This window comes from Pseudorhizobium tarimense, from assembly GCF_022968135.1.
GTDB lineage: Bacteria > Pseudomonadota > Alphaproteobacteria > Rhizobiales > Rhizobiaceae > Neorhizobium > Neorhizobium tarimense.
Genome location: NZ_JALJRA010000010.1, coordinates 169,328 through 183,728, shown reverse-complemented (window position 1 = coordinate 183,728; position 14,401 = coordinate 169,328). Strand labels below are relative to the sequence as shown.

Genomic DNA, 14,401 nt, shown 5'->3' with positions numbered 1-14,401 from the left:
CATCTCTTAAAGTGAGGCGACTGGGACTCTACATACAAAGGCCGTGCCAGACTGGAGACGGAGCTCTAAATAGCCAATCTAAATATGTTTTTGTGGCTGCGCCTAAAGCAGAGGCACTGGAAAATACCACAGCAGATTAAATATTGGGCAATTTACGGAATTTGCCGAATATCTATTCATCTGCCCGTTTACGAATCAGACCTTCCTGCGCAACCGAAGCGATGAGGGTGCCGGAGCGGGTATAGAGACTGCCTCTTGTCATCCCGCGGGCGCCGGAGGAACTGGGGCTGTCCTGGGTGTAGAGCAGCCAGTCGTCCAGCGCACAGGAGCGGTGGAACCACATAGCGTGATCGAGGCTTGCGACCTGCAGCTTCGGATCAAAGATCGAAGTTCCGTGCGGATAGAGCGACGTGTCCAGCAGCGTCATGTCGGACAGATAGGCCAGCACGCAGGCCTGGTAGTGCCGGTCTGGCGGCACCTCGCCGACGGCCCTCACCCAGATGTCCTGGCGCGGCTCCAGCTTCTCCTTGGTCAGATAATGCACCAGCGACACCGGCCGCACCTCGATCGGCCGATCCTGGTTCCAGTACTTTCGCACTGCGGCCGGCGCCTGAGCCAGGAAGAGCTCCTTGAACTCCTTCTCGCCCATCAGCTTGTCCGGCTGCGTCACCGGTGGCATGCCGACCTGATGATCGAGACCCTGCTCCTCCACCTGAAACGAGGCGGACATCGAGAAGATGGGGCGGCCGTGCTGGATCGCAACAATCCAGCGGGTTGCAAAGCTTGATCCGTCGCGGATCCGCTCCACCTGATAGACGATCGGCACCGCCGGATCACCCGGGCGGATGAAGTAGGCGTGCAGGGAATGGACGAAGCAGTCGCCATCGACAGTTCGCTGCGCCGCCATCAGCGCCTGGGCGATCACCTGGCCGCCGAAGACGCGTTGCCAGCCCACCTGGGGGCTGACGCCGCGAAAGAGGTTCTCCTCGAGCTTTTCGAGGTCGAGCGTCGACAGCAACTGGTCCATGGCGGCTTGGGATTCGGGCGGGCGCGACATTATGGCGGACTCCGGCAATAGGAAGCAGATGCCGGATGATCTATATGGACGGTGTCATCTTCTCAAGTGAGACGGGAGTGCATGGAAATGCTTGATATCTTGGTAGTCGGCGGCGGGTATGTCGGACTTTCGGTAGCCGTGGCAGTCAAGCAGTCTGCTCCGCATCTCAACATCGAGGTGATCGAGGCCGCACCGGAGCGCGTGTGGGAGAAGGACGAACGGGCCTCTGCGATCATCGCCGCGGCGAGCAAGATGCTTCAGGTACTGAAGGTCTGGGACGAGATCTTGCCCGAAGCGCAGCCGATCAACCGGATGATCGTAACCGACTCCCGTACTGCCGATCCCGTGCGTCCCATCTTCCTCACCTTCGATGGCGCAGTCGAGGAGGGGCAGCCCTTTGCCCACATGATCCCCAACGTCGCGATGGTGCGCGCATTGCGGGGCGCCTGCGAACGGCTTGGCGTCACCATCCGCCACGGTCTCTCCGCCACCGGCTTCAATACGACGGGCAGCAAGACCACCATCACGCTGGCGGACGGAAGCACGATCGACACCCGTCTGCTCGTCGCCTGTGATGGCGTCCGCTCCAAGCTGCGCGATATGGCAGGCATCAAGACCGTCACCTGGAGCTATGGCCAGTCCGGTATCGTCACGACGGTTGGCCATGAACGCCCGCACGAAGGCACGGCGGAAGAACACTTCCTGCCGTCCGGGCCTTTTGCCATCCTGCCGCTGACCGGCAACCGCTCCTCGCTTGTTTGGACAGAGCGGACGGCCGACGCAGATCGTCTCGTTCATTCGGATGACCTGGTTTTTGAAGCCGAGCTTCAGCGCCGCTTCGGGCACAAGCTCGGCGAGATCAGGGTCGCCGGCAGCCGCAAGGCCTTCCCGCTCGGGCTGACGCTCTCACGCGCTTTCGTGGCACCCCGGCTCGCGCTTGCAGGCGACGCCGCACACGGCATCCACCCGATCTCCGGCCAGGGGCTGAACCTCGGCTTCAAGGACGTAGCGGCGTTGGCCGAAACCATTGTCGATGCCGATCGTCTGGGGCTGGATATCGGGGCACTAAACGTTCTGGAGCGTTACCAGTCCTGGCGCCGCTTCGATACCTTCCGGATGGGCGTAAGCACCGACGTTCTCAACCGGCTCTTCTCCAACGACATCACGCCGGTTCGCATCGCCCGCGACTTTGGCCTGGGGCTGGTCGACCGCATGCCTGGGCTGAAATCCTATTTCATCGGCCAGGCTGCCGGCACAACAGGCGCCGATCGGCCGAAGCTGCTCGCTGGACAAGCGATCTGATCTGCTAGTCCTCGAGGCGTCTCGCCTCGGAGACGAGCATGATTGGCACCCCGTCGCGGATCGGATAGGCGAGCTTCGCCTTCTCCGAGACGAGCTCGTTCGTCTCGCGATTGAAGGTCAGCCGACCCTTACACAGCGGGCAGACCAAGAGCTCGAGGAGTTTCGGGTCGACCTTGCGGAGGTTTTCGTCCATGACGGCCTACTGCAGCACCGTGTCGGAATCGCCCGCACCCCGCGCCAGCAGGATTTCCGTGATCGCAATCAGCGTTTCGGCACGGGTCTTGAGGTCCGGCGCCTCCAGAAGAGCCTGCTTCTCGGCCGGCCCGAATGGCGACATCATCGAAAGAGAGTTGACGAGTGTCCGGTTGCCGGCACGCTCCACGCTTTCCCAGTCCGCTTCAAGCTTGTTGGCATCGAGATAGGCGCGAAAGACACGCAGAAGCTCCGCCCGATCCACCGTGCCTTCATCATCCTCGGCAGAAAGATCTGCGAGAAGCGGTGCGATCCTGAAGCTGCGGTAGGGATGCCCTGCCCCGACCTCGTCCAGCAGACGAAAGCGGCAAACCCCGCTGAGCGACGTTATGTATCGTCCGTCCCCGGTTTCCGCGAAGGACGTGATGCGGCCGATGCAGCCGACATTGCTGAGAGTCGGCCTTGCGATGTCCGCTGCATTCGCAGGCTCCGTCAGCGCCGGCTGCACGATCCCGATCAGGCGGTCGCCGCCGAGGGCCGCATCGAACATGGCGAGGTAGCGCGGCTCGAAGATGTTGAGCGGCAATTGGCCGCCCGGCAGAAGAAGCGCTCCCGTCAAGGGGAAGACCCGCGCCGTATCCGGCAGATCCTCGCGCTTCACATATCTGGCATTTCCCACAATCATAAGGCCCAAACCTCCAGGACCGCAGCCGCGCCAAGCGCCGCCGCTAGCGATTATGTGGGGCAGCTGACCAGGATCGCAAGACCGGTTTTGAGGGTTGCGATCAGGAGAAAAGGATCGACGACATCCGTCGGCGGGCAGCGATGGTGGCAGGATCTTTGGCTCCCCAGGCTTCGAAGAATTCGAGAAGCTGACGGCGCGCGCCATCCTCCTCGAATTCCCGGTCCTTGCGCATGATCATCAGGAGATGCTCGGCCGCTTCCTCGCGCTTGCCTTCCGCGTTGCGGATCTTGGCAAGCTTCATGCGGGCCGCATGATCGTCGGGATCAAGCGAAAGCTGATGCTCGAGTGCTGCGGGATCGCCGAGCTTGCGCGCCTCCTCGAACTGCTCCAGCTTCTTCGCCACTGCCTGCACCGCCGGATCGCCGGCAAGTTCCGGCGGCAGCGATTGCAGCATCTGCGAGGCGCGAGCTATGTCGCCAAGCTCGATCAGGCAGCGCATCATGCCGGCCGCGGCCTTTGCGTTCTCGGGATCGGCCTGCAGAACGGCGCCGTAGAGCTGCGCCGCCGTCTGCACGTCACCATTGGCCAAAAGGCCGTCGGCCTCGCCCAGTGCTGCTTCGATCTCGGCGGCCTGATCGGAACCGGCAGGCCCGGCGACCTTGTCGATGAACTGACGCAATTGTGTCTCAGGCACCGCGCCCATGAAACCGTCCACCGGCCGGCCATCGACGAAGGCGACTACCGCGGGAATCGACTGGATGCCCATCTGCCCCGGGATCGCCGGATGGTCATCGATATTGAGCTTGACCAGCTTCACCCGGCCCTGCGCCTCGTTGACCACCTTTTCCAGAACCGGCGTCAGCTGCTTGCACGGACCGCACCAGGGCGCCCAGAAATCGACGAGCACCGGCTGGCGCCGGCTTTCGTCGATGACGTCCGCCGCGAAGGCTGCCGTGCTCGTGTCCTTGATGTATCCGCCCGCAGGAGCGGCTGCCTGCGCCGCGCCGCCAAACTGTGCCGAACCGGTCATCTGGCCGCCATAGGTGCCGCCGCCATAGGGATTGTCTGAGCCGCTCATGATTTCTCTCCCGGTTCTGGTGCTGACCGATTCAACTGGCGTGGAACATCGTATGTCAGTCGGTCACTTTCAAGACAAGCGGCGTGTGCCCCGTCGCTTCGAGGAAGCGCAGGAGGTCATCGCGCCCAATGGATGTGGTCGCATCGTTGGACAGCGGGTGCCCATTGATGATCTCGTGGCGCATCAGCTCTTCGTCGAGAACGAAGGTAACATTGCCGCCGGTGTCGTTGATCGCGCCGAAGACGGTGACGGAGCCCGGAGCGACGCCGAGATATTCCAGCATCTTCTCCGGCCTGCCGAACGACACTCGGCTGGCCGCTCCAATGACTTTGTGGACGGTCTTCAGGTCGACCACCGCATTCTCCTCGACCGTCAGGACAAAATAGCGATCCTTCTTGTCCTTGACGAAAAGGTTCTTGGTATGCCCGCCGGGGATCTCGTCGCGCAGGCTGACGGATTCCGCCACGGTGAAGACTGGTTCGTGGCGGTGCGTCGTGTAGGCGATGCCAAGCCCGTCTAGGAGGGCATGGAAGTCGTCGGCTGTTCTTGGCGTGGAGGAGAGTTCGTTCATGAGCTCGCTTCATCGAAGGGATGCGGCCGCACCGTGTCTGGTCGAGGCTTAGCGCGCAGCAAACGCCTCCGCAAGCCACAGAAGCGGCGCAAGAAGCGTGCCGGCATACCAACCAGAGGCAGCGATTTGGGCGCGGTGAGGGGAAGAGCGGGCCATCGTAATTTTTCTTTTCCGCCCTTCATTTCTCTGTTGCATTCGAAAATCAGTTGGGCCATATACCGCCCGTCGCCGCGACGCGGACGACCCACGATCCACCGACTACCCCCGGATCGCGGATATGAGCGGGTGTAGCTCAGGGGTAGAGCACAACCTTGCCAAGGTTGGGGTCGAGCGTTCGAATCGCTTCACCCGCTCCAATTTCTCCCGGCGATAAAGATTTTAGTTTCCACGCCAGCGCCTCGGCGACTGCCGTAGCCCATTGGTGGGCGCTGCGGCCAAAGCCGAAGCGCCTCTTTCTATATCCTTAGCTCTTCCTGAAGACGTAGTCGGTTTCCTGGCGCAGCACTTCGCCGGGGCGCAGCACGGCGTCGGGGAAGTTCTTGTGGTTGATGGCGTCCGGCCAGATCTGCGTTTCCAGGCAGAAGCCGGCGAAAAGACCGTAGTGACGACCGCCGTGGCCCGGTACGGCGACGTTGAGCTTGTAGCCGGAATAGAACTGTACCCCGGGCTCCGTCGTGTGCACTTCCAGCGACACGCCGGAGCGGTTGCTGCGGGCAGTTACCACCCGCCGCTTTTCGACCCGCTGGTCGGAAAGGCAGAAGTTGTGGTCGAACAGCACCCGCTCGCCGTTTTCCTGCCGATCCATCGGGCCCATGTCGCGCAGGTCGAAGGCGGTATCCTCGACGGGAAGGAGAACGCCGGTGGGGCACTGGCGCACATCGACGGCCGTGATGCGGTCAGCGGAAATCTGGATGTCGTGGCCAAGCGCGGTCTCGCTGCCATCCAGGTTGAAATAGGTGTGCTGGCAGATGTTGCAGGGCGTCGGCTGATCCGCACTCGACTCGTAGAGAACGGTCAGCACACCATCGCCGGCAAGATGATAGGTCGCGGTGACGGTGCAGTTGCCGGGGTAACCGGCACGCCCATCCGGATCGACGATCTGCAGTACCACCCGGTCATCGGCAAGTTCGACGATCTCCCAATTGCGCTTGGCCATCCCATCGCTGCCGCCGTGAAGATGCGTGACGCCCTTCTCGTTCAGTTCCAGCTGATACTGCTTGCCGTCGAGCTCGAAGCGTCCGCCCGTGATCCGGTTTGCGCAGCGACCGGGCGTGGCACCGAAGTAGGACGAATGTTCGGGATAATCCTCAAAGCGCTCGAAGCCGAGAACCAGGGGCGGCTGGTGGCCCTCGAGCCTCAGGTCCTGGATTACGGCGCCCCAGGTCATGACATGAGCCGTCAGACCGCCACCGGAAATCTTCACCCGGTAAACGGTTTCACCCTTTGCCGTCGTTCCGAACACTTCACGCTCAGCCATTGCAACTCCCCAAAATCGAGCGGGCCGAACGTGGATGATTTGCGCCGTCGGCGCAACGGCAAAGGTTCATGGAGGCGTACGCTCAGGCCGCTTCCACCGTTCCGATCTGCTCTAGATCATAAGGAGTTGTCTGATAGATCTCGTTGATCCAGTTGCCGAACAGGAGGTGCGCATGGCTGCGCCAGCGGTTCTGCGGCGGGAGCTTAACGTCGTCCTGCGGGAAGTAGTTGTGCGGCAGATCGATCGCCACGCCCGCATCCACATCGCGAAAATACTCATCCGCCAGCGAAGTGGAGTCATATTCCACGTGGTTGAACATATAGAGCCGCCGCCCCTTCTTCTCCTCCACCAGACACACGCCCATCTCTTCCGATTCCATCAGGATCTTCAGATCCGGCACCTTCTCGATGTCCTGGCGCCGCACTTCCGTCCAGCGGGAAACCGGAACCTGAAAATCATCCGAAAAGCCGGTGAGGAAGACGGAGGACGGGCAGAGATTGCGGTGGCGGTAGACGCCGAAGGCCTTTTCCTTGAGCTCGTGCTTCGGCACGCCGTGGAAATGATAGATCGCTGCCATGGCGCCCCAGCAGACGTTCATCGTGGAATGGACGTTGGTGGTCGTCCAGTCGAGGATCTGCTGCATCTCGTCCCAATAGGTGACGCTTTCGAACGGCAGCGTCTCCACCGGTGCGCCGGTGATGATGAAGCCGTCGAACTTGCGGTGCTTCACCTCTTCCCAGGTCTCGTAGAAGGAGAGGAGATGCTCTTCCGAGGTATTCTTTGCCTTGTGGCCGCCGATGCGCACGAGCGACAGCTCCACCTGCAGCGGCGATGCGCCAACTAGGCGCGCCATCTGCAGCTCGGTCTTGATCTTGTTCGGCATGAGGTTGAGGAGCCCGATCTGCAGCGGACGGATGTCCTGGCGCACCGCAACCGTTTCGGTCATCACCCGCACACCCTCTTGAACGAGGGTTCCGAAGGCGGGAAGCGTATCGGGAATCTTGATCGGCATCGCACACTCACAAAACAAAAAGCCGGCCGCGACAAATCGCAACCGGCGCGTCAAAGTGAACTTGGCGCGGCCCTTTAGCGACTTGTTTAACGTGGCTGCAAGCCGGCCGGCCAAATCACCACGAAGAAGCCACTTCATAGGCTCTTCTTCCGTGAGCGTCAATCTTTTGCCGCTGGCCGAGATTTGCTGAGGCTTTGCCTAGCCGCTGCTTTCCGCTAAGGGCATCGGCATGAGCACATCCACCTTTACCGTCCTGCTTGGCGGCGAACTCGTCGTGACCGACCGCCTGGAGAAGGCGGTGGCTGGGAGCCGGTTCATTGCGGCGGACGGGGGGATGCGGCACGCGGCGGCCTTGGGCATCGAGCCGGAACTCTGGGTCGGCGACTTCGACTCCACGCCGCAGGCGCTGATTGAAGCCTGGCCGCAGGTGGTGCGCCAGCCCTATCCTGCCGCGAAGAACGAGACGGACGGCGAGATCGCAACGGCGGAAGCGATCGCCCGAGGTGCGCAGCGGCTGATCCTCGCGGGAGCACTTGGCGGCGAACGAAGCGATCATGCGCTTCAGCACTTTCTCCATGCCATGAGCCTTGCGGAACGCGGCTTCGATGTGCTTCTGACCTCCGGCCGAGAAGAATGCGTGCCGTTGACGCCGAAAACGCCGACAACCCTCGACCTGCCGCAAGGTTCGCTCTTTTCCGTTGCCGGCTTGTCGGACCTGAGCGGCCTGACGATCACCGATGCACGCTACCCGCTCAATGCCTTTGCTTTGCCCTTCGGCTCATCGCGTACCATATCCAATGTTGCGGAAGGGTCGGTGCGCTTTTCCGTTGACCACGGCAGGGCGATCATTCTTGCCCGCCCCTATGACATGACTGGAGCCTGAAACCTTGGCGCCGCCGATCCTGAAACTCGACGATATCCAATTGAGCTTTGGCGGGACGCCGCTTCTTGCCGGCGCCGGCCTGCAGGTGGAGCCGGGCGACCGCATCTGCCTTGTCGGCCGCAACGGATCCGGCAAGTCGACGCTGATGAAGATCGCCGCGGGAATGGTGGAGCCGCAATCGGGCGAGGTCTTCCGCCATCCCTCCGCCACTATCCGATACCTTGAGCAGGCACCGGACTTTGCCGGTTACGTGAAGGTCCAGGCCTATGCTGAGGCAGGCCTTGCACCCGGCGACGACGCCTACCGCGTGACCTATCTGCTGGAGCATCTGGGCCTGACCGGCGAGGAAGATCCCGTGCGGCTGTCGGGCGGGGAAGCGAGGCGTGCCGCCCTTGCCCGCGTCATGGCGCCGGAACCGGACATCCTGATGCTGGACGAGCCGACCAACCACCTGGACCTGCCGACGATCGAGTGGCTGGAAGACGAACTGCGCAAGACCCGCAGTGCTCTCGTGCTGATCTCCCACGACCGTCGTTTCCTGGAGAAGGTCTCGACCGCGACCGTATGGCTGGACCGCGGCACCTCGCGTCGGCTGGACCGCGGCTTTGCCCATTTCGAGGCCTGGCGAGACGAGGTGCTGCAGGCGGAGGAGCTGGAACAGCACAAGCTCGGCAAGGCAATCGAGCGCGAGGAGCACTGGCTACGCTACGGTGTGACGGCACGCCGCAAGCGCAACATGCGCAGGCTCGGTGAGCTACAGACCATGCGCGCCGCCTATCGTGGTCACAAGGGGCCACAGGGCACGGTGCAGGCGCAGGTATCGGAGGGCCGCGAATCAGGCAAGCTAGTGATCGAGGCAGAGGCCATCACCAAGAACTATGAGGGCCGGGCTATCGTCGCTCCCTTCTCCATCCGGGTTCATCGAGGGGACCGGATCGGCCTCGTCGGTCCCAACGGCGCCGGCAAGACGACGCTCCTGAAGATGCTGACCGGGCAGCTTCAGCCGGACGCGGGGACGGTGAAGCTCGGCACCAATCTCGAGATCGCAACGCTGGACCAGAAGCGCGAGGACCTCGACCCTGAAGACACGCTCTCGCGCTACCTGACGGACGGTCGCGGCGAGACGTTGCTGGTCAACGGCGAACAGCGCCACGTGGCGGGATACATGAAGGACTTCCTGTTCCAGCCGGAGCAGATCCGTACGCCGATCAAGAACCTGTCCGGCGGCGAGCGGGCGCGCTTGATGCTCGCCCGCATCATGGCCAAGGCCTCCAACCTCTTGATCCTCGATGAGCCAACCAACGATCTGGACATAGAGACGCTGGACCTGCTGCAGGAGATTGTCGCCGCCTTCAACGGCACCGTCATCCTTGTCAGCCACGACCGCGACTTCCTCGATCGCACCGTGACGTCGACGATTGCCCCTGCCACGCCGGATGCGCCGGACGGTCGATGGATCGAATATGCCGGCGGCTATACGGACATGCTTGCCCAGCGGAAGGGAGCACAGGAGGAGCGCCGGCGCGCGGAAAAGCAGGACAAGTCGAAAGGCGAAGCGGCGTCGCCATCATCCGGAGGCAACAAGGGCAAGGGAAAGCTTACCTTCAAGCAGAAGTTCGCTCTGGAAAGCCTGCCCAAGGAGATGGCGAAGGCGGAGGCCGAGATCGCGGCGCTGGAAGCCAAGATGGCCGATCCTAGCCTTTTTAGCAAGAACCCGGCCGAGTTCAATCGGATTGCCGCTGATCTCGAAAAGCTGCGCGACAGCCTGACCCGGAAGGAAGAGGAATGGCTAGAGCTGGAAATGCTGCGCGAGGAGCTTGAGGGCTAACCATTAACCCTCCGTTATCCATACCAAAGGCTTGAACGGGGGTTCAGCGGCCGATCCGGAACAATGTTTCTAGGACGTCGTTCGGTGACCAGTGCCGATCTGATACAGGTGAAGGCGGCACGGAGCAGGCACCGAAAAACCCGCAGGAGAACTCCAATGCTGGCAAATGTAACGAGTCGTCGGCTGTCCCCGCAAACGCCGGACCAGCGCGTCCTGATTGTTGAAGACGAATTCCTGATCGCGCTTGATGTCGCCGATACGGTGGAGGCGATGGGCCTGCAGGTCGCTGGCCTTGCCACCGGACGCAGCCATGCACTGGAACTGGCTCAGACAGCCGACATCGCGTTCGTCGATGTCAATCTTGCCGATGGGCGGACCGGCCCCGAGCTTGGCCGCCAGCTTGCAGAGGAATATGGCGTTACCGTCATCTACATGACGGCGAACCCGGAAGAAGTGGAACGCATCGATACCGGCCCGTTGGGCGTGCTGACCAAGCCGGTCATGCCGCACGTCGTCGAGCAGTCGATCGACTATGCCGTCGCAAGCCGCAAAGGCACCATCGCTGCCGTTCCACGCGAACTGCGCGTCTTTTCTCACGCTCACTAAAGCATCATGCGGCCGGCTTGCCAACATGCCGTCCGCTCGCTACACAACAAGACGATCTAACGGGGTGCCGCTGAACGCGGCTGAGAGGCAGTGCCAACCCGCGGAACCTGATCCGGTTAACACCGGCGGAGGGATTAGACGGCTTCCTATCGGCGCCTATTCCCCTTTCAAACGAACGAGGAGGCGCCGATGCGCAGACTGACCCTTTCTCTCCTCTTAGCGATCAATCTGGCGCCTGCCGCAATGGCGCAGGAGAAGACGCTGACCATCTACACTTATGAAAGCTTCACCGCCGAGTGGGGTCCGGGTCCGAAGGTCAAGGAAGGGTTCGAAAAGACCTGTGCCTGTACGGTCAACTTCGTCAGCGTCGCCGATGGCGTGGCGTTGCTGTCGCGGTTGAAGCTCGAACGTGAGAACACCGAAGCAGATCTGGTGCTCGGGCTCGACACCAATCTCGCCGCCGAGGCCAAGGCGACCGGCCTGTTTGAGGCACACGGCCTCACAACTCCGGCAGTCGACGTGCCGGGCGGCTACAGCGACGACGTCTTCATACCCTATAACTACGGCCATTTCGCCGTCGTCTATGACACCCAGACGATGCAGAACCCGCCGAAGAGCCTGACAGAGCTGGTGGAGGGCGACCCGGCCCAGAAGATCGCGATCCAGGATCCACGCACGTCGACGCCCGGCCTCGGTCTGCTTCTTTGGGTGAAGTCGGTTTACAGGGAGGACGCGCCGGCGGCATGGGAGAAGCTGCGCCAGCGCGTGCTGACGGTGACGCCGGGCTGGTCCGAAGCCTACGGGCTGTTCACCAAAGGCGAGGTGCCGATGGTGCTTTCCTATACCACTTCGCCAGCCTATCACATGGTGGCCGAAGGCACTGATCGATACCAGGCAGCGCCCTTCTCCGAAGGTCACTATATCCAGATCGAAATTGCGGGCCGTGTGAAGACATCGGAACACAAGGAACTGGCACAGCAGTTCCTTGTGTTCATGATGTCACCCGCCTTTCAGAACATCATCCCGACCACCAACTGGATGATGCCTGCCGCAGCGACATCCGAACCACTGCCAGACGCCTTTTCAAGACTGGTGAAGCCGCAGAAGACCTTCCTGATGGATCCAAAAGAGGTCGCAGCCAACCGACAGGCGTGGATCGATGAATGGCTCACCGCGATGAGCGAGCGGTAATAGCAAGATAATGCTGACGGTACGCGAGCGGTGGACAGGGATCGGCGGCAGCGCCGTCGCGCTCGGGGCGATCCTGGTCTTCATCGCCGCGGCCGTGCTGGCGCTTCTTCTTTTCCAGCCGGCCTCATCCGGTGGCGCGATCTTTACGAGCTATACCTGGAACGTGCTGCGCTTCACCCTCCTGCAGGCGGCGCTTTCGACGGCGCTTGCGACGGGATTGGCGATCCCGGTGGCGCTGTCACTGGCGCGCCGGCCCCACTTTTTCGGGCGTATTTGGATTCTCCGGCTGATGGCCCTGCCGATGGGGTTGCCGGTCCTCGTGGTCTCGCTGGGCCTGATCGCCGTCTGGGGGCGACAGGGAATTGCGAACGATCTCCTGCTGACGCTAGGGCTGAGCGAGCCGATCAGCATCTATGGGCTGAGCGGCATCCTGCTGGCACACATCTTCTTCAACCTTCCGCTCGCATGCCGGCTGATGGTGGCTTCGCTGGAGCGGCTGCCTGGGGAATACTGGAAGCTCGCGGCGAGCCTCCGTCTGACGCCGCTCTCGCTCTTCCGCTTCATTGAGTGGCCTGCGCTGCGGCAGGTTCTGCCCGGCATCGCTGGGCTGATCTTTATGCTTTGCGCCACCAGCTTCACCATCGTTCTCGTGCTCGGCGGCGGACCTGCAGCAACGACACTGGAAGTGGCAATCTACCAGTCGCTGCGCTTCGACTTCGACCCGCCCCGAGCGATTGCGCTCTCACTGCTGCAGATCGCGCTTACCGGCCTGGTGCTGGCGCTGCTTGGTCTTGTCAAACGTGCAGAAGAAAACGGAACGACGCTGGCCGCGCCAAGCCGGCGCTTCGACGGATGGACGGGCACAGCACTGGTCTGGGACGTTGTGACGATAGCGATGGCGGTTCTCTTTCTCCTGCTGCCGCTGCTGGCCGTTTTCATGAGCGGCCTAAGGGCAGATCTGGGGCGGCTGCTGACGAGCAGTGCGTTCATGCAAGCTGCCGCGACCAGTGCCGCCATTGCGGTGGCGTCAACACTTCTGGCATCGTTCGTCTCGATCTGCATCATAAAGGGGCGGCTTGCGGTCACCGATCTCCGTGACGCAGGAAAAGCCGGTCGGACCTATCGTGGACTCCTCGGCGCTTCCTCCTCTCTGGTCCTCCTGGTTCCGCCTGTCGTACTCGGCACCGGTTGGTTCCTGCTGCTGCGACCTGTTGGAGACGTCTCCTGCATCGCGCCGTTCCTTGTCTCGATCATCAACGCTCTGATGGCGCTTCCCTTCGTGATGCGCGTTCTGGAACCGTCAATGCAGACACACCATGACCGGACGAGTCGGCTGGTTGCCGGACTCGGCATTTCCGGCGTCTGGAAGCTCTGGCATATCGACCGACCAGTCCTCCTGAAGCCGGCCCTTCTGGCACTTTCCTTCGCCATGGCGCTTTCCCTCGGGGACCTTGGCGCCGTCGCCCTGTTCGGCTCCAATGACTTCGTTACTTTGCCCTGGCTTCTCTACAGTCGTCTGTCGAGCTACCGCACCGCAGACGCAGATGGACTGGCGCTGATCCTCGGAGTGCTCTGCCTTCTTTTGACGATCGCCGGGACGTTCGAGCGGCCGACCGAAAGGAGCGGGCATGCAGCAGGATAAACAAGGCCCAGACATTCACCTCCGGGACGTGCGACTGAGATTGGGCGAGACCCGCTTCCACTTCGTCGGTACAGTGCAAGGCGGGTGCATCACGGCTCTCATCGGCCCCTCAGGCTCCGGCAAATCGACACTGCTCAACCTGATCGCGGGTTTCGACGCTCCGCAATCGGGCAAGATTGTCTTCGGCACCGAGGAGGTCACGAAGAAACATCCGTCACATCGCCCGGTGTCGCTGATCTTCCAGGATCACAACCTGTTCGGCCATCTCGACCTCTTCACCAATGTTGGGCTCGGCATTCACCCGTCACTCAAGCTTTCCGCAGAAGACCGACGCCAGGTTTCGACCGCGCTCGCACGCGTGGGACTGGCCGGAATGGAGCAACGCAAGCCCGCAACGCTTTCCGGCGGAGAAAAGCAAAGAGCGGCCTTTGCCCGGGCGCTGGTGCGGCACAAGCCGGTACTGCTGATGGACGAGCCGTTTGCGGCGCTTGATCCTGGCCTGCGCTCGGACATGGCAGCCTTACTCGTCGAGCTTCACCGAGAGACCGGCAGCACGGTGCTGATGGTCACGCACGATCCAGACGAGGTTGAGCGCCTGTCCCAGAGGGTAATGTTCGTCGAGGGCGGCCGGATCATGCTCGAGACGTCGGTGAGCGATCTGGGCGAGCACCGTGAGATTTTTGCGGTAGGGCGATTTCTCCGCACATAGCTGCGCTGCCACATTTTGGACGTGCGACAGTGGCATCGCAGCAACAGCACCTTTTCGGTTGCGTTGGGGACCCCTATTTAGAAGAGAAGCTCTGTGATCGCGGCGCCGGAATCGCTAAGTCGGGAAAAATGCAGGTGCTCGCTGCCGTGACGGCGTTGAGCTCAGCTC

General features: G+C 62.0%; 14 protein-coding genes, 1 tRNA gene and 2 riboswitches. Of the genes, 8 read left to right on the top strand and 7 right to left on the bottom strand.

Annotation, left to right across the window (positions count from 1 at the left end):
• Positions 1-172 precede the first annotated feature (172 nt).
• Positions 173-1,057 (bottom strand): acyl-CoA thioesterase II, encoded by an 885-nt coding sequence (tesB, locus tag MUU54_RS13970; RefSeq protein WP_247244616.1) that lies wholly within the window; start codon positions 1,055-1,057, stop codon positions 173-175.
• Between the two features lie 66 nt (positions 1,058-1,123).
• On the opposite strand from tesB, the gene MUU54_RS13965 reads away from it, so the two are divergent.
• Entirely contained in the window at positions 1,124-2,359 is a 1,236-nt protein-coding gene (locus MUU54_RS13965; RefSeq protein ID WP_376742095.1) for a ubiquinone biosynthesis hydroxylase, read from the top strand.
• A gap of 4 nt (positions 2,360-2,363) precedes the next feature.
• Here the strand turns inward: MUU54_RS13965 and MUU54_RS13960 are convergent, their stop codons facing one another.
• The 4 genes from MUU54_RS13960 to MUU54_RS13945 all read right to left on the bottom strand — a co-directional run bounded on the left by MUU54_RS13960 (position 2,364) and on the right by MUU54_RS13945 (position 4,885).
• Positions 2,364-2,552: a Trm112 family protein gene (locus MUU54_RS13960; protein ID WP_247244614.1), complete on the bottom strand. Its 189-nt coding sequence runs from the start codon at positions 2,550-2,552 to the stop codon at positions 2,364-2,366.
• Positions 2,553-2,558: 6 nt separating this feature from the next.
• Positions 2,559-3,236: an LON peptidase substrate-binding domain-containing protein gene (locus tag MUU54_RS13955; RefSeq protein WP_247244613.1), complete on the bottom strand. Its 678-nt coding sequence runs from the start codon at positions 3,234-3,236 to the stop codon at positions 2,559-2,561.
• A 100-nt stretch (positions 3,237-3,336) separates the two neighbouring features.
• On the bottom strand, positions 3,337-4,314 hold the full coding sequence (gene trxA / locus MUU54_RS13950; protein ID WP_247244612.1) for a thioredoxin: 978 nt from the start codon (positions 4,312-4,314) through the stop codon (positions 3,337-3,339).
• 55 nt (positions 4,315-4,369) lie between these two features.
• Positions 4,370-4,885 (bottom strand): prolyl-tRNA synthetase associated domain-containing protein, encoded by a 516-nt coding sequence (locus MUU54_RS13945; RefSeq protein ID WP_247244611.1) that lies wholly within the window; start codon positions 4,883-4,885, stop codon positions 4,370-4,372.
• A gap of 281 nt (positions 4,886-5,166) precedes the next feature.
• Between MUU54_RS13945 and MUU54_RS13940 the strand changes: the two genes are divergently transcribed.
• Positions 5,167-5,241: transfer RNA gene (locus MUU54_RS13940), tRNA-Gly, on the top strand.
• 107 nt (positions 5,242-5,348) lie between these two features.
• On the opposite strand, the gene MUU54_RS13935 is transcribed toward MUU54_RS13940, so the two are convergent.
• On the bottom strand, positions 5,349-6,362 hold the full coding sequence (locus MUU54_RS13935) for an aldose epimerase family protein (RefSeq protein ID WP_247244610.1): 1,014 nt from the start codon (positions 6,360-6,362) through the stop codon (positions 5,349-5,351).
• Between the two features lie 82 nt (positions 6,363-6,444).
• On the bottom strand, positions 6,445-7,374 hold the full coding sequence (gene metA / locus MUU54_RS13930; protein WP_247244609.1) for a homoserine O-acetyltransferase MetA: 930 nt from the start codon (positions 7,372-7,374) through the stop codon (positions 6,445-6,447).
• A 54-nt stretch (positions 7,375-7,428) separates the two neighbouring features.
• Positions 7,429-7,506: riboswitch (SAM riboswitch) on the bottom strand.
• Between the two features lie 97 nt (positions 7,507-7,603).
• Between metA and MUU54_RS13925 the strand changes: the two genes are divergently transcribed.
• The 6 genes from MUU54_RS13925 (at position 7,604) to MUU54_RS13900 (ending at position 14,233) form a co-directional block, all read left to right on the top strand.
• Entirely contained in the window at positions 7,604-8,257 is a 654-nt protein-coding gene (locus MUU54_RS13925) for a thiamine diphosphokinase (protein ID WP_247244608.1), read from the top strand.
• 4 nt (positions 8,258-8,261) lie between these two features.
• Positions 8,262-10,085, top strand: coding sequence for an ABC-F family ATP-binding cassette domain-containing protein (locus tag MUU54_RS13920; RefSeq protein ID WP_247244607.1), 1,824 nt, complete (start codon positions 8,262-8,264; stop codon positions 10,083-10,085).
• A gap of 156 nt (positions 10,086-10,241) precedes the next feature.
• The gene (locus tag MUU54_RS13915) at positions 10,242-10,691 is read left to right on the top strand and encodes a response regulator (protein WP_247244606.1); all 450 of its coding nucleotides are present in this window, start codon (positions 10,242-10,244) and stop codon (positions 10,689-10,691) included.
• Between the two features lie 50 nt (positions 10,692-10,741).
• A riboswitch (TPP riboswitch) is annotated at positions 10,742-10,842 on the top strand.
• 38 nt (positions 10,843-10,880) lie between these two features.
• On the top strand, positions 10,881-11,882 hold the full coding sequence (gene thiB, locus MUU54_RS13910; protein ID WP_247244605.1) for a thiamine ABC transporter substrate binding subunit: 1,002 nt from the start codon (positions 10,881-10,883) through the stop codon (positions 11,880-11,882).
• A gap of 10 nt (positions 11,883-11,892) precedes the next feature.
• Positions 11,893-13,524, top strand: coding sequence for a thiamine/thiamine pyrophosphate ABC transporter permease ThiP (locus MUU54_RS13905; RefSeq protein ID WP_247244604.1), 1,632 nt, complete (start codon positions 11,893-11,895; stop codon positions 13,522-13,524).
• The gene (locus MUU54_RS13900; RefSeq protein ID WP_247244603.1) at positions 13,511-14,233 is read left to right on the top strand and encodes a thiamine ABC transporter ATP-binding protein; all 723 of its coding nucleotides are present in this window, start codon (positions 13,511-13,513) and stop codon (positions 14,231-14,233) included. Before MUU54_RS13905 ends, MUU54_RS13900 begins: the two co-directional genes overlap by 14 nt.
• Positions 14,234-14,401: the final 168 nt, after the last annotated feature.

Bases quoted from the DNA above. Each gene is read 5' to 3' on its own strand.
- tesB (WP_247244616.1), bottom strand. From the start codon at position 1,057: ATGTCGCGCCCGCCCGAATCCCAAGCCGCCATGGACCAGTTGCTGTCG.
- MUU54_RS13960 (WP_247244614.1), bottom strand. From the start codon at position 2,552: ATGGACGAAAACCTCCGCAAGGTCGACCCGAAACTCCTCGAGCTCTTG.
- MUU54_RS13955 (WP_247244613.1), bottom strand. From the start codon at position 3,236: ATGATTGTGGGAAATGCCAGATATGTGAAGCGCGAGGATCTGCCGGAT.
- trxA (WP_247244612.1), bottom strand. From the start codon at position 4,314: ATGAGCGGCTCAGACAATCCCTATGGCGGCGGCACCTATGGCGGCCAG.
- MUU54_RS13945 (WP_247244611.1), bottom strand. From the start codon at position 4,885: ATGAACGAACTCTCCTCCACGCCAAGAACAGCCGACGACTTCCATGCC.
- MUU54_RS13935 (WP_247244610.1), bottom strand. From the start codon at position 6,362: ATGGCTGAGCGTGAAGTGTTCGGAACGACGGCAAAGGGTGAAACCGTT.
- metA (WP_247244609.1), bottom strand. From the start codon at position 7,374: ATGCCGATCAAGATTCCCGATACGCTTCCCGCCTTCGGAACCCTCGTT.
- MUU54_RS13925 (WP_247244608.1), top strand. From the start codon at position 7,604: ATGAGCACATCCACCTTTACCGTCCTGCTTGGCGGCGAACTCGTCGTG.
- MUU54_RS13915 (WP_247244606.1), top strand. From the start codon at position 10,242: ATGCTGGCAAATGTAACGAGTCGTCGGCTGTCCCCGCAAACGCCGGAC.
- thiB (WP_247244605.1), top strand. From the start codon at position 10,881: ATGCGCAGACTGACCCTTTCTCTCCTCTTAGCGATCAATCTGGCGCCT.
- MUU54_RS13905 (WP_247244604.1), top strand. From the start codon at position 11,893: ATGCTGACGGTACGCGAGCGGTGGACAGGGATCGGCGGCAGCGCCGTC.
- MUU54_RS13900 (WP_247244603.1), top strand. From the start codon at position 13,511: ATGCAGCAGGATAAACAAGGCCCAGACATTCACCTCCGGGACGTGCGA.